The following is a 22876-nucleotide window of genomic DNA, read 5'->3' on the forward strand; positions in this document are numbered from 1 at the left end:
AAAAAGTAAACAATTTAGGATATAAAACAGCTAAAAGACGCATCGCTATGGAACTTCGGGATATGATTACCGCAATTTTAATAATATTTGCGGGGGGTGATCCTGCAAAAGTCTTCAAAACTTAAAACATAAAAAATGGTCGGAAATTTCTTCCGACCATGACTACCAAAATGGAGGTCTTTTATTTTTATGCGATTGTTTTATGCTATGACTCCGGAACAATGATCTTTGGTACTTCCCGTTGCTGAAGACAAAACATTAATTTCATTATTCATTTTCAGAACGCCCATGAAAGCAAAGATCAGCGCTTCCTTATAATCGATGATTTTCTTTTCAGGGATAATGACTTCAGATGTTGTTTTGGATCTTATTTTTTCAATTAAAAAAGAGTTATAAGCACCTCCTCCGGTGATCAGGATGTCTTTTATATTATACTCATTGATGACATTAGCGATCTGCTGGGCCGTATGTTCAGTAAAAGTAGCAAGAGCATCCAGAGTTCCCACATTTTCAAGAGCTGGAAAAATATGCTCGTTGCACCATTCTATTCCCAAAGATTTTGGATGGGAATAGTGATAGAAATCCAATTCATTAAGTTGATCCAGCAAAGTTTTATTTATTTTTCCTTTTTCTGCAAGCTCTCCGTTTTCATCAAAGCTTTGATGAAGCTGTTTGGCCAAGTAATTCAAAATAATATTTACCGGAGCAATGTCGAAAGCAATTCTTTTTCCGCCTGACTGTAAGGAAATATTGGAAAATCCGCCAAGGTTCAAACAGGCGCTGTAGTTCGAGAAAAGTAATTCATCACCTATCGGAACCAATGGAGCTCCATTTCCATTCATCAGGACGTCCTGGCTTCTGAAATCGTAGATAACAGGTAATCCGGTTTCGAGTTTAATCGCTCTGCCGTCACCGATCTGAAGGGTGAATTTTTTCTTAGGCTGATGAAAAACGGTGTGGCCATGGGAGGCAATAAGACTAATGTTTTCAAGCTGATTCTTATTAATGAATCCTTTGACCTGCTGACCCAGGTAAAAACCATACTCAGAATGCAGTTCCAGTAAATCTTCGGCAGTAAGGTGGATGGAATTTCTAAGTAGGTTCTCCCAATCTTCAGAATAGGGAAGGGTCTCTGCTTTCAGGATTTGAAAGGTCCATTGGTCCTGCTTTTCAAATTCAGCAAGACAGATATCCAAACCGTCCAGACTTGTCCCGGACATGAGTCCAATAGCCAGAGCTTTCATTATTGTTGGAATTATTTTTTATTCTCAGAAATTCTTTTTGAACTGAAATCTCCTGAGTTGTTATAGAAAGTATATTCTGAGAAATCATCTTTTGCAGTCATTCCATTGGCACCTACCAGCGTAGAACCATCTTCCATGGTCACATATACGGTATCTTTGGTATAGATTCTGTTCTTTTTCTGATCCCAATAAATACTCTGCATAGCAAATCTTTGCCCCTCATTGGTTTTTATTCTTACATCACCTTTGGCTTCATAGAATTTTTTATATTCAAAAATACGAGCGTATTTGGCTGTAATTCTTCCTGGAACCTTAGGTTTCTTTTTATCGAAAAACTCAATGTCAATTCCTTTTCTGGCTACTACATAAGGGCTGTCGATCAGTTCATACTTTTCAATGATGGGTGCTTTGGCTTTTAAAGTGACAAAGCCGGAATCACGCTGTATAATATTGGCATTGTTGATGATCTGCGAAGGGAAATTCTTACTTTGGCTGCCATTTCTTTTGGTAAGATCCTCTTCACAGGATGTCAATATAAAAAATATAGCACAACTAAAAAGGCATGCTATATTTTTATATGATATTTTTTCTGAAAAATTCATTCTAGTTATAAAGAGCCTTTCTGAACCATTTATCAGCAAAGTTGAAGCCGATTTTCAGGTTGACGAAATTCTGGTTGATCAAGTTGTTTTGAAGAGTTCCTCTTTTCCCAACTTCAAGTCCTATTTCAAGACCACTCATTCTGGTGATACTGCTGTTTTTGAATGGAAGCATTACTCCGGCAGAAATACCGAATTTATTGATGCTTGTTCCTTCCAGCTTAAGGTTTCCTCTTTCATAGAAGGCTCCATATCTATAGACTACCCTTGAGAAGTAGCTTCTGAAGTTGTTATAGTTAGGAAGGTACCATCCACCGGCAGAAATTCTGTACGTATCTTGAAAGTCGAAAGTTTTACCAAAATAAGAGATATCTTCTCCTTTTTTATAATCTACCTGTCCTGAGAAGAACCAGTGATTTTCGCTTCCGTATCCAACCCCAACGGATGCCTGAAATGGAAGAAGGTTTTTAGATTTCGTATTCTGTTGATCTATGATGGTTTCTGATCCGTCCACCTTAGTAGTTTCCTGAGCGTCAGAATATCTGTATGTACTGTTGATGTATTCAGTAGTCATATTACTTGTGTTACCAAAAGTAGCAGTAGCTCCTACTGTGAATTTCTTGTCAGTACGTGTATTTAAAGTCTGGTAGCTAGTACCAAGTGTAAAGTTAAAGTTTCTGATTCTGTTTTTAGTCTGATAACCGTTCACGTATTCTCCCATATAACTGCCAGTAGCACTGTTATAAGCACGGAATTCGTTAAGGTCGCTAAGATCACCAAAATAAAGGTTAGCTCTTGCCCCCACAGAAAGTTCCTGATTGATTTTATAGGAAACTGCTACCTGTGCAGTGTTCAAAGTTCCACTTCCTTTAAAGTTATTTCTGTAAAGAGGAGTCTTATCTGCATTAAGCTGTTCAGTTACGATATCGTAGCTTTTGGAACTGTATGGCTGATAAGAGATTCCCATTTTTACTTTAGGAGATAATGGAAAAGCCAATGAAATACTAGAAAGATACGTAGAATGCTTTGTAGATTTCATATCGTTATAATTCGATTTGAAATAATTGTTTTCATTGGTAGCTTCCAGCCTGATACTCGTAAGTTCAAAATTGGCGTTGTTTGCCGGGTTGGCAAAATTGAAGCTACTGGTAAAATCACTTATAAAAGCAGTTGATATACCTCCCATAGAAGTAGTCTCGATCGTATTATCATATTTCACATCCCCAATTCCATAAGTTGCATACGGAGAGTTGCTTAGACTCTGTGCATTAAGAAAATATCCAACTGATATGAATGATACTACAAAGATTTTTTTCATTCTTTATTTTTAAAACAATGCGCAAATATCTTAAATATTAATGAATTGTAAAAATTATATGTGGTTAAAGTTTGTTAAGGGCTTTTCTTTACAAGAAAAATGCAAATATTCGGCAATAAAAATATTAATTCTGTTTTATAAAAAAGACTGTTCTATGATGAACAGTCTTAAGTTTATAGAAGTATTTTTTCTGTAATTATTTTACCTGAAGAACAGAACGACTGTGGCTAAAGCATTCAAAGCTGAATTTACCGTGGTATTTCCCCATTCCTGATGTTCCTACACCTCCAAAAGGTAAGTAATGCGAACCCACATGGATAATAGCACTGTTGATTTCAGCATCTCCGCTTGTAGTATGATCTAAAACATAATCTGCAAACTTCTGATCTTCCGTGAAAACATATAGTGCCAGTGGTTTAGGACGGTTATTGATTTCTTCCAAAGCTTCTTCAATATCACCATACGTCATAATAGGAAGGATAGGCCCGAAGATCTCCTGCTGCATCACCTGATCATCCCAGATAATATGATCCATTACAGTAGCTTCAAAATGACGGGTTTCAAGATCATAATTGCCTCCGTAGATTACCTTCTCCGGTGCTGCTTCCAGATAACCTGCAAGATGTTTGATCTGATTCTGACTTACAATTTTTCCGATTTTCCCAAGAGAATTTCCTTCATAAGCCGTATCCAGATAGGCTTTGAATTTTTCAATAAATGCATCTTTTATCGATTCATGAATATAAATATAATCAGGAGCCACGCAGGTTTGTCCGCAGTTGATCCATTTTCCGTAAGAGATTCTTGCCACTGCTTTATCGAGATCTGCATCTTTATGAACAATCGTAGGAGATTTTCCTCCAAGTTCAAGAGTCACAGGAATTAGCTGTTCTGCAGCGGCTTTCATTACAATTTTCCCAACATTTGGGCTTCCTGTGAAGAATATATAATCAAAAGGAAGGCTTAATAATAAGGTGTTTTCTTCAATGGCTCCCTGAATAACCGAAACATACGATTTATCAAAAGATTCTTTTATAATATCTTCAAGAACCTGTGCAACGTGTGGGGTATTTTCGGAAGGTTTTATGATGGCTGTATTTCCAGAAATTAAAGCTCCGATAAGCGGACTGAATGTCAATTGAACAGGGTAGTTGAAAGGGCCTATAATATAAGTAACTCCATAGGGTTGATAGGTTATTTTGCTTTCAACTTCAGCTCCTGACGGATGGGGTTTTGAAGGCACAGGTGTAGGTTTTGCCCACTCATCGATATTTTCCAGCATATCATCAAGTTCGCTGATCACAATTTGAATTTCCACATACTCCGCTTCTTTTCTGCTTTTTCCCAAATCTGTAGCCAAAGCGTCACAAAGTGCATCCGTATGCTGTAAGAAAACTTCACGGAATTTTCGTAACTGTGCTTTTCTGAATTCAATATCTTTAGTCTGATTGGTTGTAAAAAAGGCTTTCTGCTGTTGAAATATGCCTCTGATTTTTTGTTCCAGGTCCTTATCCATTGGTTTACAATTTTAATATTTGAAATTGGTGTGAAATGGTAATCAATTTACGAATAATTTCACGGTGTAAATTTATTGTATAAAATTAAATTGTGTGAAATTTAATTTTCAGTTTTATTCTAATCCTATTATTGATATTTCCTATAATCTATAGTATGCACTTGTTTTTAAACTTTCATTTTGAACCGTTAAGATTGTATAAAGGTATTGATAGTATTTCCTTTAAACTTAATATCAGAATGATTCATCTTAATTGTTCTTTATTTCTTCAATCCTTCTTAATGGTTTTTATTATATCCTGCATTTTTATAGATGTAAAGAATCTCAAAATGTATGATCTATATTTTTATCCATTTTAAACCGACTTAATTTTATGAAATGAAATAAGATTTTTATCTTTGAAACATGAATTGGGAGAACATCGCCGGACAGACAAATCTGAAAAAACTTCTTAGGGAAAGCATTGCCGAAAACAGAGTGAGCCATGCCCAGCTTTTTGTAGGAAAAGAGGGATACGGAACACTGCCCATGGTTTTGGCGTATGCCAGAGAGATTCTAAGTAGGGAAAATGAACATGCTGCTGCGAAAGTGGAGCATCTCAATCACCTGGATCTGCATTTCAGTTTCCCTGTTTTTACAGATAATAGAAACTCTTTAAGCAAAAATAAGTTTGACGAGTTCAGAGAAATGATCCTGGCTTCTCCTTATGCAAGCTATGATGACTGGACAGCCTTTTTAGAATCAGAAAATAAACAGTTATTTATTTCTGCTGATGAAATTGACGAACAGAATCAGAAATTTTCTTTGAAAAGTTACGAAGGAGGAACCAAAATTTTGATTGTCTGGAGAGCAGACAAAATGAATACTGCGGCATCCAACAAGTTTTTGAAGTTTTTAGAAGAACCACCAGCAAAAACCATCATTCTTCTTACGGCAGAAAGTACCAATGATATTCTTCCTACCATCCTTTCCAGAGCACAGATTGTAGAAATCCCAAGAATAGAGGATGAAGATATTGAAAATCATCTCAAAAAGAATTTTTCTGTTTCAGAAGAAAAAGTGAGAGAGGTTATTCATGAAGCGCAGGGAGACCTTAATGAGGCTGTAAAGCTGTTGAATTCAGGAGATAAAAGCAATGAGTTTGAGAAGCTTTTTGTACAATGGGTAAGAGATGCCTTTATGGTAAAAAAGAAACCGGAATATCTTAGAAGTATTATTGTTTGGGCCAGAGAAATTGCAGGCTGGAACAGAGAAAAGCAAAAAAACTTCCTAAACTACTGCTCGGAAATTTTCAGGCTGGCACTCCTTCAGAATTATCAGTCCGGGAATCTGGTTTATAAAAAAATAGATGCTAACGGATTCAATTGGACTGGGTTTTCCAAATTTATCAGTGGGGCCAATATTGAAAGCATTTTGGAAGAAATCAATACTGCCGATCTCCATCTTACCAGAAACGGAAATCCTAAAATTGTCTGGACGGATCTGGGAATAAAATTATCACGTTACATTCATAAAAGCTAAGACCTGCTTAAAAGCAGATCTTAGTAAGAAATGATTATTGAAGAAGTTTTATAATGGCATCATTTTCCTGCATTACGGCATGCTGTAATGCGGTATTTCCTCTGTTGTCTTTTAGACTTTTGTCTGCTTTTTTGCTTAACAGCAGTTTGATAATTTCAGCTTTCCCAAAAACAGATGCATAAATAAGTGCTGTTGCATCGTTGTAATTTTTGATATTGGGATTTGCATGATGAGTGAGAAGAAGCTCTGCCATATTGAGATATCCTTTAAAAGCCGCACCCATTAAAGCGGTATTTCCATTCTGATCCTGAAGGTCAGGGGATGCTCCATTCTCTAAAAGCCATTGGGCAGCACGGTAGCTGTTGTTGTAAACCGCTAATATAAGAGGGGTGTATCCCTGATCATTTTTTGATTAAGGTCAGATTTGAACTGGACCAGCTCTGCTACCTGATCATTTTTTGCATAAGAAAATAGATCCTGAGCATGTAGTTTTGCGAAAAAAGCAGCAGACATTAAGATGAATATAGATAATGTATTTTTCATAAGGAACTATTTCGAGAGTAAAGATTCTAACTGATTTCGGTCCATTTTAATAAAGCCTGCAAGTCGTTTACCATATTCTGCATCAGCCTGATAGAAATAAGAAATCATTTTAGCAGCTGTTTTTTTATCCTTCAATGAAGATAAAGCACCTCCCAGATTTTTGATGAGATTATCCTGATCTTTTTTAGAAAATGAGCGGTAAAGTTCTCCTGCCTGTTTAAAATTATTCTCCTTATCAATTTTAGCTTGTGTAATAACCGTTCCTGCAGGTACTACAGATTCTGAATATTTAAACTTTTTATGGTCTGTCACTTCCGGTTTAGAGGCGGAAGGCTGATAGTTGACTTCCCCGGACTGAGGCCTTAAAGACATAAATCCATTTTGGTTGTACGTTAAAACTGTATTCTTTGATGCATTGATCGGAAGCTGCTGGAAGTTTCCGCCTATCCTGTGGCGCTGGGTATCAAAATAAGAAAATAATCTTCCCTGTAATAATTTATCCTCTGAAGGCTCAATTCCAGGTACCAGTGTTCCGGGCGAAAAAGCAGCCTGCTCAACTTGCTGGAAATAATTGGACGGATTCTGGTTGAGTGTCATCGTTCCTACTTTAATAAGTTTTGCCACAGACTCAGGCCATATTTTGGTGACATCAAGAGGATTGAAGTCCAGTTTCTCAAAATCATTCTTCTTAAGCATCTGTACATATAAATCCCACTGAGGGAACTTTTTGTTTTGGATAGCATTGTAGAGATCCAGAGTAGCATGCTCGGTCTGTGTTGCCTGTATCTTTTCAGCTTCTTCAGAGGTAAGATTTCTTTCTCCCTGTTTAGGAAGCCATTTGTATTTTATATAAGTTACTTCACCTTTATCGTTTACCCATTTGAAGGCATGTACCCCGTTGCCCTGCATTTCTCTGTAGTTGGCAGGAATTCCGTAGTCGGAGAACAACCAGGTAAGCATATGGGTAGCTTCAGGAATATTGGCGAAAAAATCAAAAACCCTGTTGTTATCAGAAGCACCGTTGGTAACAGGAGAAGGCTTGAATGCATGAACCATATCCGGAAACTTGATAGCATCCCGTATAAAAAATACAGGAAGATTATTTCCTACTAAATCATAATTCCCTTGATCTGTATAAAATTTAACAGCAAAACCTCTTGGATCTCTGTAGGTTTCCGGGGATCCCTGCTGATGCACAACTGTTGAAAATCTTACCAGAACAGGCGTTTTCTTTCCCGCCTTTGATAAGAAATCCGCTGAAGTTACATCAGAGAAATCTGCGTCCGCCACAAATTCTCCAATGGCTCCTGCTCCTCTTGCATGGACAACTCTTTCAGGTATTCTTTCTCTGTCAAAGGCAGCCAGCTTCTCAATAAGATGAATGTCTTCCAGAAGAACAGGACCATTGTTGCCTACAGTCTTTGAATTCTGGTTATCCCCGACAGGAGTTCCTGTGTTAGTAGTTAATTGCTGTGCTTGCAAGAGCGTTGCAAGGCTTAATCCCATAATAAGATATGTTTTTTTCATTGATGAAATGTTTTAATTTTAGGCAAATCTATAGTTTGTATCTATTATGTAAAAGGAATTAAATTCTATTTAAAATATTTATTTTATCAATTGAAATTAAGTTATTTAATTGATGGAATAAATATGATTTTATTTTTTCGCTACTTTTAAAGGATTGTTTTAAATTTTTAATCAGCATGGATACAAGATTTAATTTTATTTTAATAAAAAAAATCAATCAATCGTTTGATTTTATTTGAAACTTGTGTACATTTGCGCCCTGAAAAATGAACACTAACATGATTTCAAAAGAAGAAAATATAATATTCGCAGCCGAGAAGCTTTTTGCTGAAAAGGGGTTCGAAGGAACTTCCACCCGGGAAATCGCAAAGGAGGCTAATGTAAATATCTCTATGATCTCATATTATTTTGGCTCTAAGGAAAAACTTTATGAGAAATTAGTGGAATACAGAATGAACGAAGGTCAGTTTTTTCAAAAGATCTTTTGGGAAGAACAGATATCAACGAATGGGAGAAGATTGAAAAAGTAATTGATCAGTTTTCTAACAAGATCAGAACTCAAAAATGTTTTTACAGGATTATGCAGAGAGAGCAGCTGCATACTCAGAATCCTCAGATTATAGAATTTTTGAAGCAAATTAAAATGGGATTCCTTTCTATGTATTCTCAAATATTGGAAAGTGGTCTTAAAAATGGAATTTTTACCAAAAACCCACCCATTTACCTGCTTCATTCCACGGTAAGCGGAACTTTATTTTATGCATTCAATGCGAAGGAAATGTATAAAGAGTTCCTGAATGAAACAGAAGATGAGGAAGCCTTTGATGAAAGATACTATACAGAACTTAATAAACACATTAAATACTTACTAAAAGACCTTTTAGGTTATGAAGAGAATAAATAACTCAGTGATTGCATTATCACTATTCGTAGGAATAGCAAATGCAAATGCTCAGGAGAAAAAAACACTTTCTCTTGACGAAGCTGTGCAGCTGGGAATCCAGAACAGCAAGAATCTCAAGATCGATGCAGCCAAGATCGAAGAGGCTACAGCTGATCTTCTGGAAGCTAAAAACAGACAGTTACCGGAATTAAAAGTATCCGGAAGCTATATGTATCTTCCTATAAAACCCAATGTTGATATCAAACTTCCGGGTCTTTCGGGTGGAGCAGGAGGTCCTGAAGTACATCAGGTGCTTTACGGTTCAGCTAACCTTAGTGTTCCCATCTATAGCGGTGGAAGAATCAAATATGGTATTCAATCTGCGAAATATTTAGTAGAAGCGTCTAAGCTAAGCACTGAGAACGATAAAATTGCTATTGCTTATAATGTTGCTCAGGCTTACAATAACTTATTCAAAGCGAATCAGTCCATCAAAGTTTTTGAAGAAAACCTTGCTGCGTCTCAGAAGAGAGATGAAACATTCCTTAAAATGGAAAACAATGGGTTGATTGCAAGAAATGACAGATTAAAAGCTAATCTTCAGACTTCAAATATTGAACTTCAAATACTGGAAGCTAAGAATAACTACAATATTGCCAATATCAATATGGACTTATTGCTGGGGCTTCCTGAAACTACAGAACTTACAGTAGATGAAAACTATATTGAGGAAGGATCAGACGTAAAACCTGTTGATTTTTATGTTACTGAAGCCAGAGAAAACCGTAAAGATTTACAGGCTTTGGCACAACAGAGAAAAGCAGCAGAACTGGGATCAAAAGCAGCAAAAGCAGAAAACTTACCTTCCATCGCATTTACAGGAGGATATGTAGCAGCGGATATTCCCAAATTTCTTACCGTATACAATGCTATCAATGTAGGGATTGGAGTTTCTTATAATTTATCTAACCTGTGGAAAGAAAATTCTTCATTGAGACAATCTCAGGCAAGAGAAAAACAGCTTGCTGCTACGGATGAATTATTGAATGATAACATTAAGCTTGACGTAAACAGAGAATATCAGAATACAGATTACTCAAAAAAGAGAATCGTTGTTTTCGAAAAATCGGCTGAACAGGCGAATGAAAATTACAGAATTACAAAAAATAAATACGACAACGGGCTTGCAACCATGACAGAATTACTGGATGCAGATGCAGCTCAGATCGCAGCAAACGTAGGCGTGATCAATGCTAAGGCAGATGCAGCACTGGCATATAGAAAACTATTACAGACAACAGGAACTTTAACAATTAAATAATCAGATCGAAACCAAAATGGAAAATAATAATACACAGGCAGCTGAACCTAAAAAGAAAAAAAGTTTAGTTTTTCCTATCATTTTAGCGGCAGTAGTAATCGGAGGTGGTATCTACGGTTACAGAGCCTTTACTTACGGACAGTATCATGAAGAGACTGACGATGCTCAGATCGCTTCCAATATGGCACCGGTGATTTCTAAAATCTCAGGGTACGTAGCCCAGGTAAAAGTAAAAGACAATCAGTTTGTAAAGAAAGGAGATACTTTGGTGATTTTGGATAACAGAGATCAGAAAATGGCTCTTGATCAGGCTCAGGCAGCATTATCTACTGCTAAAAGTAATATCTCCAATGCAGAAGCTACTACCACAGCGACTTCAAAAAATATCGGTTCTTCAGAAGCAGCAGTAGTTACAGCTAATGCTCAGATAGAAGCAGCAAAAGTAAATGTTTGGAAAACATCTCAGGATTTGAAGAGATATGCCAATCTTGTAAAAGACCACTCTATTACAGAACAGCAGTATGAGCAGGCTTTAGCAGCAAAACAATCTGCAGACAGACAGTTACAGGTTTTAGTGGATCAGAGAAACCAAATTGCCCAGCAAACTCATATTGCCTCTTCTCAAACAGCTGCAAGCTCACAGCAAATCAGTGTTGCAGGATCTGTAGCTAAACAAAGAGAAGTAGACGTAGAAAATGCAAAATTGAATTTATCATATACCGTAATCCTTGCACCAGAAGACGGATACGTTGGAAAAGTACCTACACAGGCAGGTCAGTATCTGCAGGCTGGAGCGCAGTTATTTGCTTTGGTTAAAAATGACCAGAAATGGGTTGTAGCCAACTTTAAGGAAACGCAGGTAGATAAAATGGTAGAAGGTCAGAAAGTGAAAATTGAAATTGATGCTTTCCCTGATAAAGAATTTGAAGGAGTGGTAAGCTCATTCTCTCCGGCTACAGGAGCTACTTTCTCTATTCTTCCTCCGGATAATGCGAGTGGTAACTTCGTAAAAGTAGTTCAGAGACTTCCTGTAAAAATCGATTTTGTAAATCTTGACAAAAATATTTCGAAAAGATTAAGAACAGGAATGAACGTGAAAGCAGAGGTTGCTTTGAAATAACATTTAAAATTGTTAAAAGTCAATGAATTTCGTTGTCAATAGTGAATCAGCTTTGCTGTCAGTTAAAATGGACTGTTTTAAAATTCACTATTCATTTGCGAAACAAAATTCACCGTTGACTTTTTACATCGAAAAAAACTTATGCAAGATTCATTAGTAGAATATGGAGCGCGTAGAGTGATCATTACGATTACGGCTATCCTTTGTGCCCTTCTTGAAATTGTAGACTCCACGATTGTCAATGTTGCCTTGAATGAAATGAAGGGGAATCTTGGATCTACACTTTCAGAAGTGGGATGGGTAATTACGGCTTATGCCATTGGTAACGTAATTATAGTACCAATGACGAGCTGGCTTTCCCAGCAGTTTGGACGTAGAAATTACTTTGCGGCATCCATCATTATATTTACCATATTTTCATTTTTATGTGGAAATGCGACTAATATCTGGGAACTCGTGTTCTTCAGATTGATGCAGGGAATCGGTGGGGGAGCCTTATTGGTGACTTCACAAACGATCATTACGGAATCTTATCCGATTGAAAAAAGAAGTATGGCTCAGGCTATTTATGGTCTGGGAGTAATTATCGGTCCTACATTAGGTCCGCCTCTTGGAGGGTATATCGTTGATAACTTCAGCTGGCCGTATATTTTTTATATTAATATTCCGATTGGAATTGCAGCAACCTTGATGACGCTGCAGTTTGTAAGAAGTCCGAAATATGCAGAAAAACGTAAAGTCTCGGATGTGGACTGGATTGGAATTGGATTACTGGCAGTAACCGTAGGTTCACTACAGTTTATTCTTGAGAGAGGTCATGAAGAAGACTGGTTTGCCAGTGGAATGATTGTAGCGTTTACCGTAGCTGCTGTTTTAGGATTTATATTATTCCTTTGGAGGGAACTTACCTTTAAATATCCAATTGTTGAACTCAGGGTACTTAAAAATAGTAATTTAAGAATCGGAACCATGATGTCTTTCGTGCTTGGATTTGGATTGTATGGTTCTACATTTATCGTTCCTTTATATACCCAGAGTATTTTAGGGTGGACGGCACTTCAGTCTGGAGCATTGATGATTCCTGCGGCATTGACGACGGCCTTTATGATGCCTATTATCGGAAGACTATTGGCAAAAGGAGCAAAACAGCAGATTCTGGTTTCATTAGGACTCTTTATCTTCTTTGTTTATAGTTTCTGGGGATATAAAATTCTGACACCGGATACCAGCAAAGATGCCTTTTTTTGGATGCTGATTGTAAGAGGAGCAGGGTTAGGACTATTGTTTATTCCAATTACCTCTTTGTCATTAAGTACTTTGAAAGGACAGGAGATTGGCCAGGGAGCAGCCTTTACAGGGATGATGAGACAGCTGGGAGGATCTTTCGGGATTGCAGCTATCACAACATTTATTGCCAATGCAGGCCAGAAATACAGAAATAATCTGATTTCCCATCTGGACGAGAACAGCTTTGATGTTCAGCAGAGACTCGCTTCTCTTAAAGCAAGTTTTATTGCTAAGGGAATGACTCCTGATGCTGCGATGAATGCAGCTTATAAAATGCTCGATATGTCTGTAACCAAACAGGCAACGGTATTATCTTATATGGATGTATTTCTTTACCTTGGAATCATATTCCTGATATGTATTCCGTTTATCTTACTCGTAAAAGAAAGAAAGAGCAAAGAAAAAATAGATTTGAGTGAAGCCATGCACTAAATTTTAATATAAAAACCTTCGGAATTTTCGAAGGTTTTTTTTGTTATTTCTGTTGTAAAATGATAGTATCCAATATCTTTCAGTTTTATTTTGTTAAATAAAAAATAATATCACTTGTTGGAGATTTTATTTATTTTTTCTAGCTTTACAATACCAAATGAAAAAATATGAATAGATTCCCTCATTTCTCTACAGCATTTTCAAAAAGGTTTTACCGGAATATTGAACAAAATCTTTATGTGAAATTCAGTTATTAAGATCAACTTATAGCTGTTTTTTAGCTTGTTTTTATAAAGGCAATTTTTTAATTTATGAATGCTTTAGAACACTGTCTTTCGCTTCATTATTAAACTAAATCATAATTTCAAAAACACTAATAACTTATTACATATGAATCAAATTCAACTGCCGGAAACCTATGTGGCATTATCAGATTTCAGAAAAAATGATGTTTATCTTCCTGAAATGAATCAGGCTCAGATAATTGCAGATTTCTTTCCCGAAACCTTTCCTGAACTTACCCAGCGACTGTCTGATATTACAGGAGCTTTCTACGGAGGAATGCTCAAACAGATCGGAAAATTTTATGGAGCAGAAGCTATTGAAGAACTTTCCAGTACTTTTATGTATGATCTGGGATCAAGAATGACCCTCAGGAATCTTGAAGCAAAACCTAATCTGCAGCCAGGTATTCCAGCTATGGCTAAAATATTGATAGGAGCAGTTTTTACATCCAGTCCCGAATACAACTTTGACTTTAAAGAATTAAATGACTACAAATGTGAAATGCTGATTAAAGGAGTAGACCGTTACCATAAAATCACCCAAAGTCTGCAAATCGCGGATCTATTGAAGTGGCCGGTTATAAAACCTTTCATACAAGGCATTTGCGATACTATGGGACTGGATGTTTTACTTGAAATAAAAGTGCTCAAACTTGATCCGGACAGCTCTTGCAGTTATCATGTGCTTGTTTCAGAAAAATAGAAATAAATATTGAAAATAATAACATCAAATATCAGTAGAAGCGGACAATAGTCCGCTTCTACTTTAATAAAACCATAGAGAAAATTCACAATTGAATTTTGCTTTCCACATGAATGATCAATTATCATAAAAGAATCTCAAACTCTCATATTCTCAAACCCGAATCTCAAATTTCTATTCAATCCTCTCTATCCACTCAATACCACTTACATCAATTAGTTTTAGCGAGTAAATTTCATTTTTTATAAGCATATCATCAATATCTAATGTCACATCAGCTTTTGCTCCCAAAGGAATTACTAAACTGTGTTTCCCCGGTTTCACTTTGGCAACATAATGATTTTTTATACTTTCTTTTGGAAGTGTGGAGAGTTTTTTATGATCAAATTCTTTTAAAATATTTCCGTCTTTGTCCAGAATATGAATACCTATCAGAAAAGAACCGTATACATCAGCACCTTCTGTTCTGTATACTTCAAATTTCAGATCCGAATTATGATGAAAAATATTTGAAATTTCCAGTTTAGGTTTTACTGATTTATTATGTAGCGTTCCCCAGACTCCTCCATGGAAGTATTGATTGGTAAAAAGGGTTAATCCAAATATGATAAATGAACCTACCAGTACAAAAGCCTTTGGATTTGATATAGGGAAATTTCCTGATCCAAGCCATTGAAACCATCCTTTCTGAGTGAAATTTTTGTTCTTTTTGATGAAATAATAATCCAGAGAATAAGGTCCACTCCCTGTAAGAAAAAGAACAAATCCACCAGCAATTCCTAAGACTCCAATCTGCCATTCATCAAGGCAGGTTGTTCCCAGCCAGCCGGAACCTAGTAAAATCCCGAGAGCAAGACTGAAAATTCCTATACTCATCAAACGGGTAAATAATCCAAGAATAATGAATAACCCTACAACCGCTTCAACAATGGTGAAAATCATCATAGATCGATGTAAAGCATCCGGATGGGTAACCAGATATTCAATAATAGGTTTTATTCCGAGGGCATTGGGTAAAAAATGATTGAATTTCTCTCCGATATATCCATTTTCGTCCGGAATAAATTTGTTTTCGAGGATAAGTCTGCGCCAAAATGCAGAAAAGTAAGTCCATCCGATAACCATTCGGAGAGATAAAGTATATAATCCGGCCATGTCCGATGGCTGGCTGTTTATGGTATGTTTCATTGAAATTAATATTGTATTGTAAAAAACTGATTTTTAATGAGGCTTAAAAATTTTTAAACCAGATTAAGCTTCAGTCTTTTAAATAGAATATATTTCGGGGGGCTGTTTCCTGTAGAATGTCCTGAATATTGATTGAAAAAAATCTTTTCTTCAACAGGGTTTCCAGTATTTGAAGAAAAGCTGGAAAAAAATCTTTGTATTGGTTCTGAACTTTATTTTTGAAACCGAAGTTCCCAAGGAAGCAGATGCTGCATCGCAGCTGAAAGAAAGTGATGAGGTCGTTTTTACCTTATTCAGACCGCTGATGTACTGAATGTCAAAAATATCAAGAACATTTCTTTTTACAGAACATGGAGACAATGAAAACACCAATACAAGCATCGTAATGATGGCTTTATAGGTTTTCATATGAACTCTTGAATTAGGCATGATTACAAAACTACACTTTATTTCAATGTAAGCTTAATGAATTGTAAAAAATCATCCTGTTGGTCAACAAATAAGTAGTGAGAACAGTTGTCAATAAGCCTGAAATTTTTCTTCCCGACAATATTTTTGAGATCAGCCATCTGTTTTTCTGAAAATATCCCGTCATTCTTACCGTACACTGCAAAAATGGGAATTCCTTTTTTCGAATATTCTTTAAAATGGAAGTATTATCCAGATTGTTCTGAGACTCATTCTGATAAAATTTAAGAGGAGATTCAGGGTTTCTTATATTGTTTTTGTAAAATTCACCTGCTTTGTATTCTGTTCTCAGCTTTTTGCTTTCAGAAGTGGGATAGGGCATATCGAAAAATCCAAGTTTTCCTGCCATGTCATAGCATCTTTTTCGATAAGCTGCAGAATTTTTATCCAGACTTTCTATTTCCAAAATTTCTTTAAGGTGGACAGGATCATTTTTAAAATGTTCTTTGGCTTGTTTTAAAATATGGTCGTAAGTTTCCTGTTGGGTAAATAAAGCGCCTGCAAGCGTAAGAGTTTTTACCTTCTCAGGAAATTGAGCTGTAAATAAGGTCCCGATAATTCCGCCAAAGCTGTGGGCAAGAATATTTGCCTTTTTGATGTTGTAAGTTGTGTAAATACTTTTTAAATCCTCAAAACTTTCTTTGAATGTCATGGTGGCATTTCCATCTTTTGAACGTCCTTCACCACGCCTGTCATAAACAATCACATAAAATCCTTTATCGGCAAGTTTTTGAGCGGTAGTTCCTTCAAAGAGGGTCGCGTTTCCACTTGGTCCACCATGAATAAAAATAATAGGAGTGTTTTTCGGGCTTCCATAGGCTTTAGAATACAAATCCTGTGCTTTAAAGAACATTGAACCTATAATGAAGAGAAGAGAAAACATAAATTTCATGATGCAGCTTTTGAGTTCTCTAAATTACCAAATATTCTTTGATCGGAAAAAATAAAATAAAGGGAATTATGATTACATTTAAAAATTAAAAATCACTACTGATGGATAGTTACCACAGTTCTGGTTTACATTTATACCTTGTAAGTTTTAACTAAAACAGAAAATGCATTGTAATGAGTTATATGAAATTGAGTGTTATAAAAATTATTTCTGTTTTATCATTTTTAATGATCTGCAGTGTAGAGAGGGATGATCTTCCAGTATTTATTTATATATTTTGGGGATTATTTCAATTTATTAATGATATAGTCTCTTTATCTTTTAGCCAGCATACTATCTTGTGGGAAGGAATTGCTATAATACCTCTTATAGGAACTTTGTATGTTTTCTTATCAGCAGGAAAATACAAAGACCGGTATCTTATGTTACTTTGTTTTATTGCATTACTGTCAATACTCTTTTCTTTAATGGTTCCTAATATATTTTATAAAGACAGTATATCTAAATTAAGGTTAAGCTTTATCATTCCTTTTCTAATTTTTGTCATTAGTTCTATTTACACCCTAATACTGGTTTTTAGAAATAACAAGAAGTAAAACTCAAGCTAAATCCCGGAACTTATCTGGGATTTTTATTTGTACTTTAAAGGAGCTTCCAACTGTCATTCACAGTGTATGTCATAGACAATAACATGAAATCTTTTTCTCAGAGCAGAAGAAAATTAAATGAATGGAATTATGTTTACATTTAAAAATTGAAAATCACTACTGACGGACAGTTGTCACAGTTCTGGTTTATATTTATACCTTGAAAGTTTTAACTAAAAAAGAAAATATAGTGTAATGAGTTATTGTTTAGCAATAGAAGGAATGCAGCCTGAAAGCAGAAAAGAACTGCACAAAAATTACCATGACAATTATTATGGGTTTCCCATTCATGATGATAATGAGTTGTTTGGAAGATTAATTCTTGAAATCAACCAGGCAGGACTAAGCTGGGAAACAGTTCTGAAAAAAGAAAACAGCTTCAGAAAAGCATATGATGATTTTGATATCCAAAAAATAGTAGCTTATACGGAAGAAGACCGCGAGAGATTGCTTAGTGATCCGGGAATTATCAGGAATAAACTAAAAGTAAATGCAGCGATTGAAAATGCAAAAACCATTATTGAATTGCAGAAAGAATTCGGGTCATTTGAAAAATGGCTGGTACATCATCATCCAATGACTTTGCAGGAATGGATGAAGTTATTCAAAAAAACATTCAAATTCACGGGTGGAGAGATTGTCAACGAATTTCTTATGAGTACCGGATATTTAAAAGGAGCTCATCATGAAACCTGTCCGATACACTCAAAAGTATTGGCCGAAAAACCTTTGTGGAAGGAGAAAATAGCTAAATAATAAACTGAAATTCCTACGGAATGACACAGTATGTGCTTAATGTCAAACACTTCTATTTGTCATTCCGCAGGAATCTAAACTCTTTAGTTTCTCTTTGAAGCTTTTTCAGCAGTTCTTTTATTTATTTCATACTTCTTACAGAAACATCCGGTTTTTCACCTTGCGGGACAATGAAAATAGCATTATCACTGATGATATCCCCTGGATCAAAATAATAACTGCCGGTTACAGGAATCGTACTGGTGATGAATTTTCCAGACTTATCATAAGCAGAGTAGGTAACATTAATCATTTGGGCCTTCATTTTTAATTCTATCTTCTTAGAGGTCAGTCTGGCTCCGGTTGCATTAATGCAGTCCAGTTCTACAAGGCTTATGTTGCTTACAATTTGTGGAAAGGCTGATAATCTGATGTTGAATGTTTTATCTGAAGTATTTTTTACGGATGCAGAAACTTTATATCGGTCATAGGATTTTCCACCGGATTCTACACTTTCTTTATTGAGGATATTGAAGGTAACAGCCATTCCATTGATGTCGACTGTCTGGCCGTCAGAAATTTTTTGTGCATGCATATTTATTCCTAAAAAGATAAATGTAGGTAACAATAATAAAGAGGTCAGGTTTTTCATAGTATTGGTTTATGTACTTAAAGATAACTATTTTTACATAAAACAACACAACGTAGAATTTTTTTAATTTTAATTTTTCTCTATCTTATTGTTTTTCATCAATTCTTGATGCTCCTTACCCCATTTTTCAAACTCCAGAATAATGGGTTTCAGTTTGTAGCCTATTTCCGTAAGCTCATATTCTACCCGTGGCGGAACTTCTGCGTATACCGTTCTGGTAATAATTTTGTCTTCTTCTAATCTGCGAAGTTGAAGCGTAAGCATTCTTTCGGTAATATTCTGAAGCTTTTTTCGAAGTTCTCCGAATCGCATTTTTCCATTGATTAAATAACAACAGATAGCCAATGCCCATTGCCCTCCGATCGTGTTGGAAGCATAGATTTCCGGACATTCATCAGCAAGCGCTTTTTTATTGGCAAAATTGGTTGAAGTTTCCTTTATTTTAGTCATTACTTACATTTTTCATAGTACCATACAATAGGTTGCTAATGTACGAAATGTAAGTTATGTATTGTAAATTTGTAGTAGAAATTTAAACATAATGAAGACCTTAGTAATTGTTACACACCCAGATATTGAAAAATCTGTGATCAATAAAAAATGGATTGACGAATTAAAAAAATCTCCTGAAAAATATACTGTTCATCAACTGTACGAAGCTTATCCGGATGGAAAAATTAATGTAGCTGAAGAACAGAAACTGATGGAATCTTATGATAAAATAGTATTTCAGTTTCCTTTTTACTGGTTCAGCAGTCCGCCACTTTTAAAACAGTGGCTGGATGAGGTGATTTTGTATGGTTGGGCATATGGAAGTACCAGTGGATTTAAGCTTGCTGGAAAGAAAATGGCACTGGCCGTTACAGCAGGTATAGATGAAGAAGCCTATACTGCATCCGGAGTATATAAATACACCATGAATGAACTTTTCAGACCTTACGAACTGACTTTTGATTATATAAAAGCAGATTATAAGGAACCTTTCGTTTACTATGGGATTGAAAGAAATCCTTCTGATGAATGGATCAACAGAAGTGTCCCAATGTATCTGGAGTTTTTGGATAATTTATAATCATATGAAAAGTAAGTTGAACTTTCATTTTTGTGAGTTCAGCTTACTTTTGAATGTATTCAAATGGCTCGACATTCCAGTCCTGCACATATTTCTTTATGGTGTTACTATCAATATTAAAGGGAATATCCTGATATTTCCAGCCATTTTCTGGGATTTTTAAATCTATGAGATAGTTTTCAATAGAATAGATATCAAGTATTGTCGAATTATCAGATTTTATGGAATCAAAAATGATAAGGAATTGATCTCCTTTCTGGTAAGAGACGTTAGCCGTTTTAGAGTAGTTAATACCATTAACATGATATTTGTAATCTATTCCTACTCCATTATTATTTTTGTGATGCCAGTCTGATATGGCTTCTCCAACAGTATATTTAGGTCTTTTAAGCAGATCATTAATCCCTAAATTAGCACTAATTAACCAGAATATAATCAGTCCTAAAGTGAGTATCAAAAGAATAATATGAAATTTTTCAGAGATAAATTTTTTTATATCTGATTAATGTTTTTTTATTGGATTTTTCTGAATTTACAAACTGTTCCTACTATGATTAAAAATATTCCTATGATTAGAAAAGGAAGCCATAAAGTAAAAGAAATTTCACCTAGTTTAATAACAATTTTAGGATAATCTCCTCTTGCTGTAAATAATCCTACCGATATAAAAAACATTATAATAGAGAGGGAAACTATTGATAACCCAATAAAAAAAATATATTTGTAAGCAGACTTCATTTATTCTTTATTTAAAACCCTGTTAATTCTCTTCTCTGCTTCCTCCTTTGTAATTCCATTATGAAAGTCATGTACAAATGGATGTTCATAGCTTTCATGAGGATAAACGAAAGGTCGTCCGATAGAATTATTTACTATCACTGTTGTAGGAACACTTTCCTCAAAATCATAATCCGGAAGATAGGTAGAAAGCCATCCGAAATATTCTGCTTCAAATTCTTTATTGTCATAGTTTTCAACATATTCGTTGAAATTTTTTTCACTTAGAGAAACCCAGATTCCGTATTCCAGATCTCTGCAGTCATCAGTAACTTCCTGTACAAGAACAGCCCGGATAAATCTGTGGGTATTTTCAGGATCTTTTACGGTGCATAAATCTGAGTGAGTTCAGCATTCTTTAGTTCTTCTTCTGATAGACAGTAATAGAAATAGGGAGCATTATAGGCAATCGCAGGCCAGTCTTCTTTTTCTTCTCCACAGCATTGGCAGATATATTTCATACTATTGTTTTATTTATAATGTTGGTCAATTTAACAGATATAATCCTTACCCCACCGTAGGCGTGTCCTCTTCTTTCAGTATTTTTTTCTCCTTCATCGTAAGCATCATTCTTTCATATTTGTACTTTTCCCAGCTGAAAGTGTTGAGAAAATCAAGCGCAGCCTGAAAACCCCTGTTGAAAAGTTCTTCTTTTTCTTCCTTTTTCATAAAGAAATTCAGCCAGCTGCTGGTACCACAGTTCACAGTCTGTATACTGTATAGTTTATAGAAAGTATGCTTGGTAAGAAATGTTTTATCATTAAACCCTTTTAAAGTACTGATGATGTTTCCGGCATAGCTGAAAGGGCTTTTAAGGATATCCTGACTGGTTTTTCCTCTTTCAGAAAGAATGGCAGAATCACTGGTCAGCTGTACTCCGAAAAGAGGCATTCTCGGATAAAAAACTTCATCCGCATGAAACAGATCAATAGGAAAGTTGGAAATACTCCCTCCATCAATGAAAACTCCTGCGGGATTGATGTCTTCAGGCTTCGTATTCATCCAGTACCTCCATGCATACTTTACGGAATCATCATCCCTGTTAATTTGTTTCTGAAATGGCTCAAAGAAAAAAGGAACGGCCATAGAAGCCCTCACAAATTCGGCAGGACTGATGTGTTTCAGCTCTTCTTCAGACCAGTAAAGATTAGCCATTGTAGGAAGTTCTACCTTAATTTTAGCATTGATGTCGGTCGTAATGACAACATATTCAGATGTAAGAAGGTAGAACGGATTGTTTTTATAATAATCGTTATTGACAGCACTGTCATAGAAAATTCTATAACGGGTCTGGTCAATATGTTTCTGGTTTTTAATTTTAATCTTTTCGATGCTTTGCAAAGCCATCATATAATATTCTTGCCCATTTCCATACCGGTAGTTAAGGTTGAGATCCTGTTCCTTTTGGATGAATTTTTCATTGAGATGGGCAACTGTGTTTATTCCAAAACGTTCCAGTGCATTTTGCATGGTGTTCTGAAAAGCATTTCCCGGATTCAGTCCGCTGTTTTCTTTTCTAAAATTATTGTACAGCTTTTGAATACAGAAAAAGAGAATGACAGCTGGAACCAGGGGAATCAGAAACATCAGTTTAGCATTCAGGATCGTTGTTGAAGGAGCCAAAAACGGAATGCTGATCAGAATAATAAAAAGAATGGCAGCAATAACTGCATTGATTTTAAAGAAATCCTTGTTGTTAAGCATAGCATGGAGGGTAGTTTTTACATACGTTTTCCCATCCATAAAATCTGCAAAATTCCAGCTGAAAAGAATATCCTTGATCAGTTCACTTTTAGCTTCCTCTTTAGTTTTACACGCAGCGATCAGCATCGTATTAATCGCTCCGGCACTTGTTCCGGCAACTTTCAGAAAGCGGATTCCAAATATTTCCAATCCGTAAAGATAGCCTACCAATGCACTTCCCCAAACGCCGCCGCCTTCCTGTACAAATTCTACATACTGATTTCCATACTGATCCAGAAGATCAGAGAACTCCTTAGCAGAAATATTCTCGTGAAAGGCAATCAGTTTATCTTTGGATGCCTGTGAAAGAGAAGAATCCTCCAAAATTGTGTTGAGGTTTTCAGTAGTCATGGTATTTTGTTTTGATGGTGTATCGTCATTGCAAACTGGGGTTGAAGCTATCT

General features: G+C 35.7%; 25 protein-coding genes. 9 read left to right on the top strand and 16 right to left on the bottom strand.

The genetic code is table 11. The features are described 5' to 3' along the window. Positions 1 to 200: 200 nt before the first annotated feature. The 4 genes from BOQ62_RS10945 to mdlD all read right to left on the bottom strand — a co-directional run bounded on the left by BOQ62_RS10945 (position 201) and on the right by mdlD (position 4677). Positions 201 to 1244, bottom strand: a complete 1044-nt coding sequence (locus tag BOQ62_RS10945; protein ID WP_129039429.1) for an anhydro-N-acetylmuramic acid kinase — start codon at positions 1242 to 1244, stop codon at positions 201 to 203. An 11-nt stretch (positions 1245 to 1255) separates the two neighbouring features. Continuing rightward, on the bottom strand, positions 1256 to 1846 hold the full coding sequence (lptC, locus tag BOQ62_RS10950) for an LPS export ABC transporter periplasmic protein LptC (RefSeq protein WP_089690214.1): 591 nt from the start codon (positions 1844 to 1846) through the stop codon (positions 1256 to 1258). A gap of 1 nt (position 1847) precedes the next feature. After that, positions 1848 to 3161, bottom strand: coding sequence for a hypothetical protein (locus BOQ62_RS10955; RefSeq protein ID WP_129039431.1), 1314 nt, complete (start codon positions 3159 to 3161; stop codon positions 1848 to 1850). 196 nt (positions 3162 to 3357) lie between these two features. Next, entirely contained in the window at positions 3358 to 4677 is a 1320-nt protein-coding gene (gene mdlD, locus BOQ62_RS10960) for an NAD(P)-dependent benzaldehyde dehydrogenase MdlD (protein WP_129039433.1), read from the bottom strand. A gap of 405 nt (positions 4678 to 5082) precedes the next feature. Between mdlD and BOQ62_RS10965 the strand changes: the two genes are divergently transcribed. Next, entirely contained in the window at positions 5083 to 6198 is a 1116-nt protein-coding gene (locus BOQ62_RS10965; RefSeq protein WP_129039435.1) for an ATP-binding protein, read from the top strand. Positions 6199 to 6232: 34 nt separating this feature from the next. Here BOQ62_RS10965 and BOQ62_RS10970 read toward each other — a convergent pair whose 3' ends face one another. The 3 genes from BOQ62_RS10970 to BOQ62_RS10975 are packed head-to-tail and all read right to left on the bottom strand — an operon-like array spanning position 6233 to position 8268. Beyond that, positions 6233 to 6580 (bottom strand): ankyrin repeat domain-containing protein, encoded by a 348-nt coding sequence (locus BOQ62_RS10970; protein ID WP_228413985.1) that lies wholly within the window; start codon positions 6578 to 6580, stop codon positions 6233 to 6235. Further along, entirely contained in the window at positions 6574 to 6741 is a 168-nt protein-coding gene (locus BOQ62_RS23175; protein WP_228413961.1) for a hypothetical protein, read from the bottom strand. The genes BOQ62_RS10970 and BOQ62_RS23175 overlap by 7 nt, the downstream gene beginning before the upstream one ends. 6 nt (positions 6742 to 6747) lie before the next feature. After that, positions 6748 to 8268, bottom strand: coding sequence for a catalase (locus BOQ62_RS10975; RefSeq protein WP_129039437.1), 1521 nt, complete (start codon positions 8266 to 8268; stop codon positions 6748 to 6750). 278 nt (positions 8269 to 8546) lie between these two features. Between BOQ62_RS10975 and BOQ62_RS24090 the strand changes: the two genes are divergently transcribed. From BOQ62_RS24090 to BOQ62_RS11000, 6 genes are all read left to right on the top strand, one after another. Next, entirely contained in the window at positions 8547 to 8798 is a 252-nt protein-coding gene (locus BOQ62_RS24090) for a TetR/AcrR family transcriptional regulator (protein WP_228413963.1), read from the top strand. Beyond that, positions 8753 to 9172 carry a hypothetical protein gene (locus BOQ62_RS10980; protein WP_228413965.1) on the top strand — a complete coding sequence of 140 codons (420 nt, stop codon included), beginning with the start codon at positions 8753 to 8755 and terminating at the stop codon, positions 9170 to 9172. The genes BOQ62_RS24090 and BOQ62_RS10980 overlap by 46 nt, the downstream gene beginning before the upstream one ends. Further along, positions 9156 to 10472, top strand: a complete 1317-nt coding sequence (locus BOQ62_RS10985) for a TolC family protein (RefSeq protein ID WP_129039439.1) — start codon at positions 9156 to 9158, stop codon at positions 10470 to 10472. Before BOQ62_RS10980 ends, BOQ62_RS10985 begins: the two co-directional genes overlap by 17 nt. Positions 10473 to 10488: 16 nt before the next feature. After that, the gene (locus BOQ62_RS10990; protein ID WP_129039441.1) at positions 10489 to 11592 is read left to right on the top strand and encodes an HlyD family secretion protein; all 1104 of its coding nucleotides are present in this window, start codon (positions 10489 to 10491) and stop codon (positions 11590 to 11592) included. 141 nt (positions 11593 to 11733) lie between these two features. Continuing rightward, entirely contained in the window at positions 11734 to 13311 is a 1578-nt protein-coding gene (locus BOQ62_RS10995; protein WP_129039443.1) for a DHA2 family efflux MFS transporter permease subunit, read from the top strand. A gap of 390 nt (positions 13312 to 13701) precedes the next feature. Continuing rightward, positions 13702 to 14298: a hypothetical protein gene (locus BOQ62_RS11000; RefSeq protein ID WP_129039445.1), complete on the top strand. Its 597-nt coding sequence runs from the start codon at positions 13702 to 13704 to the stop codon at positions 14296 to 14298. A gap of 174 nt (positions 14299 to 14472) precedes the next feature. Here the strand turns inward: BOQ62_RS11000 and BOQ62_RS11005 are convergent, their stop codons facing one another. The 3 genes from BOQ62_RS11005 to BOQ62_RS11015 form a co-directional block, all read right to left on the bottom strand. Continuing rightward, complete coding sequence (locus BOQ62_RS11005; protein ID WP_129039447.1) at positions 14473 to 15486, bottom strand: TQO small subunit DoxD; 1014 nt, start codon at positions 15484 to 15486, stop codon at positions 14473 to 14475. A 150-nt stretch (positions 15487 to 15636) separates the two neighbouring features. Next, positions 15637 to 15894: a hypothetical protein gene (locus tag BOQ62_RS11010; protein ID WP_129039449.1), complete on the bottom strand. Its 258-nt coding sequence runs from the start codon at positions 15892 to 15894 to the stop codon at positions 15637 to 15639. 43 nt (positions 15895 to 15937) lie between these two features. Beyond that, on the bottom strand, positions 15938 to 16846 hold the full coding sequence (locus BOQ62_RS11015; RefSeq protein WP_228413967.1) for an alpha/beta fold hydrolase: 909 nt from the start codon (positions 16844 to 16846) through the stop codon (positions 15938 to 15940). 842 nt (positions 16847 to 17688) lie between these two features. Between BOQ62_RS11015 and BOQ62_RS11020 the strand changes: the two genes are divergently transcribed. Next, complete coding sequence (locus tag BOQ62_RS11020; protein ID WP_129039451.1) at positions 17689 to 18249, top strand: DNA-3-methyladenine glycosylase I; 561 nt, start codon at positions 17689 to 17691, stop codon at positions 18247 to 18249. A gap of 121 nt (positions 18250 to 18370) precedes the next feature. On the opposite strand, the gene BOQ62_RS11025 is transcribed toward BOQ62_RS11020, so the two are convergent. Beyond that, positions 18371 to 18880 (bottom strand): hypothetical protein, encoded by a 510-nt coding sequence (locus tag BOQ62_RS11025; RefSeq protein WP_129039453.1) that lies wholly within the window; start codon positions 18878 to 18880, stop codon positions 18371 to 18373. A 69-nt stretch (positions 18881 to 18949) separates the two neighbouring features. After that, positions 18950 to 19330, bottom strand: a complete 381-nt coding sequence (locus BOQ62_RS11030) for a winged helix-turn-helix transcriptional regulator (protein WP_129039455.1) — start codon at positions 19328 to 19330, stop codon at positions 18950 to 18952. Between the two features lie 91 nt (positions 19331 to 19421). On the opposite strand from BOQ62_RS11030, the gene BOQ62_RS11035 reads away from it, so the two are divergent. Then, a complete protein-coding gene (locus BOQ62_RS11035; RefSeq protein WP_129039457.1) occupies positions 19422 to 19952 on the top strand; it encodes an NAD(P)H-dependent oxidoreductase in 531 nt (176 codons plus the stop codon). A 43-nt stretch (positions 19953 to 19995) separates the two neighbouring features. On the opposite strand, the gene BOQ62_RS11040 is transcribed toward BOQ62_RS11035, so the two are convergent. The 4 genes from BOQ62_RS11040 to BOQ62_RS11050 form a co-directional block, all read right to left on the bottom strand. After that, positions 19996 to 20409 carry a hypothetical protein gene (locus BOQ62_RS11040; RefSeq protein WP_129039459.1) on the bottom strand — a complete coding sequence of 138 codons (414 nt, stop codon included), beginning with the start codon at positions 20407 to 20409 and terminating at the stop codon, positions 19996 to 19998. 281 nt (positions 20410 to 20690) lie between these two features. Further along, positions 20691 to 21026 carry a DUF2199 domain-containing protein gene (locus BOQ62_RS11045; RefSeq protein WP_262708329.1) on the bottom strand — a complete coding sequence of 112 codons (336 nt, stop codon included), beginning with the start codon at positions 21024 to 21026 and terminating at the stop codon, positions 20691 to 20693. A gap of 26 nt (positions 21027 to 21052) precedes the next feature. Next, positions 21053 to 21190: a DUF2199 domain-containing protein gene (locus tag BOQ62_RS24275; RefSeq protein WP_262708325.1), complete on the bottom strand. Its 138-nt coding sequence runs from the start codon at positions 21188 to 21190 to the stop codon at positions 21053 to 21055. A gap of 46 nt (positions 21191 to 21236) precedes the next feature. Beyond that, positions 21237 to 22823 carry a patatin-like phospholipase family protein gene (locus BOQ62_RS11050; RefSeq protein ID WP_129039461.1) on the bottom strand — a complete coding sequence of 529 codons (1587 nt, stop codon included), beginning with the start codon at positions 22821 to 22823 and terminating at the stop codon, positions 21237 to 21239. Positions 22824 to 22876 lie beyond the last annotated feature (53 nt).

The organism is Chryseobacterium sp. CH21 (assembly GCF_004119445.1).
Lineage (GTDB): Bacteria > Bacteroidota > Bacteroidia > Flavobacteriales > Weeksellaceae > Chryseobacterium.

What these genes read in the sequence shown, in the direction of transcription:
- BOQ62_RS10945 (WP_129039429.1), bottom strand. Translation starts at nt 1,244, where the DNA reads ATGAAAGCTCTGGCTATTGGACTCATGTCCGGGACAAGTCTGGACGGT.
- lptC (WP_089690214.1), bottom strand. Translation starts at nt 1,846, where the DNA reads ATGAATTTTTCAGAAAAAATATCATATAAAAATATAGCATGCCTTTTT.
- BOQ62_RS10955 (WP_129039431.1), bottom strand. Translation starts at nt 3,161, where the DNA reads ATGAAAAAAATCTTTGTAGTATCATTCATATCAGTTGGATATTTTCTT.
- mdlD (WP_129039433.1), bottom strand. Translation starts at nt 4,677, where the DNA reads ATGGATAAGGACCTGGAACAAAAAATCAGAGGCATATTTCAACAGCAG.
- BOQ62_RS10965 (WP_129039435.1), top strand. Translation starts at nt 5,083, where the DNA reads ATGAATTGGGAGAACATCGCCGGACAGACAAATCTGAAAAAACTTCTT.
- BOQ62_RS23175 (WP_228413961.1), bottom strand. Translation starts at nt 6,741, where the DNA reads ATGAAAAATACATTATCTATATTCATCTTAATGTCTGCTGCTTTTTTC.
- BOQ62_RS10975 (WP_129039437.1), bottom strand. Translation starts at nt 8,268, where the DNA reads ATGAAAAAAACATATCTTATTATGGGATTAAGCCTTGCAACGCTCTTG.
- BOQ62_RS24090 (WP_228413963.1), top strand. Translation starts at nt 8,547, where the DNA reads ATGATTTCAAAAGAAGAAAATATAATATTCGCAGCCGAGAAGCTTTTT.
- BOQ62_RS10985 (WP_129039439.1), top strand. Translation starts at nt 9,156, where the DNA reads ATGAAGAGAATAAATAACTCAGTGATTGCATTATCACTATTCGTAGGA.
- BOQ62_RS10990 (WP_129039441.1), top strand. Translation starts at nt 10,489, where the DNA reads ATGGAAAATAATAATACACAGGCAGCTGAACCTAAAAAGAAAAAAAGT.
- BOQ62_RS10995 (WP_129039443.1), top strand. Translation starts at nt 11,734, where the DNA reads ATGCAAGATTCATTAGTAGAATATGGAGCGCGTAGAGTGATCATTACG.
- BOQ62_RS11000 (WP_129039445.1), top strand. Translation starts at nt 13,702, where the DNA reads ATGAATCAAATTCAACTGCCGGAAACCTATGTGGCATTATCAGATTTC.
- BOQ62_RS11005 (WP_129039447.1), bottom strand. Translation starts at nt 15,486, where the DNA reads ATGAAACATACCATAAACAGCCAGCCATCGGACATGGCCGGATTATAT.
- BOQ62_RS11010 (WP_129039449.1), bottom strand. Translation starts at nt 15,894, where the DNA reads ATGAAAACCTATAAAGCCATCATTACGATGCTTGTATTGGTGTTTTCA.
- BOQ62_RS11015 (WP_228413967.1), bottom strand. Translation starts at nt 16,846, where the DNA reads ATGAAATTTATGTTTTCTCTTCTCTTCATTATAGGTTCAATGTTCTTT.
- BOQ62_RS11020 (WP_129039451.1), top strand. Translation starts at nt 17,689, where the DNA reads ATGAGTTATTGTTTAGCAATAGAAGGAATGCAGCCTGAAAGCAGAAAA.
- BOQ62_RS11025 (WP_129039453.1), bottom strand. Translation starts at nt 18,880, where the DNA reads ATGAAAAACCTGACCTCTTTATTATTGTTACCTACATTTATCTTTTTA.
- BOQ62_RS11030 (WP_129039455.1), bottom strand. Translation starts at nt 19,330, where the DNA reads ATGACTAAAATAAAGGAAACTTCAACCAATTTTGCCAATAAAAAAGCG.
- BOQ62_RS11035 (WP_129039457.1), top strand. Translation starts at nt 19,422, where the DNA reads ATGAAGACCTTAGTAATTGTTACACACCCAGATATTGAAAAATCTGTG.
- BOQ62_RS24275 (WP_262708325.1), bottom strand. Translation starts at nt 21,190, where the DNA reads ATGAAATATATCTGCCAATGCTGTGGAGAAGAAAAAGAAGACTGGCCT.
- BOQ62_RS11050 (WP_129039461.1), bottom strand. Translation starts at nt 22,823, where the DNA reads ATGACTACTGAAAACCTCAACACAATTTTGGAGGATTCTTCTCTTTCA.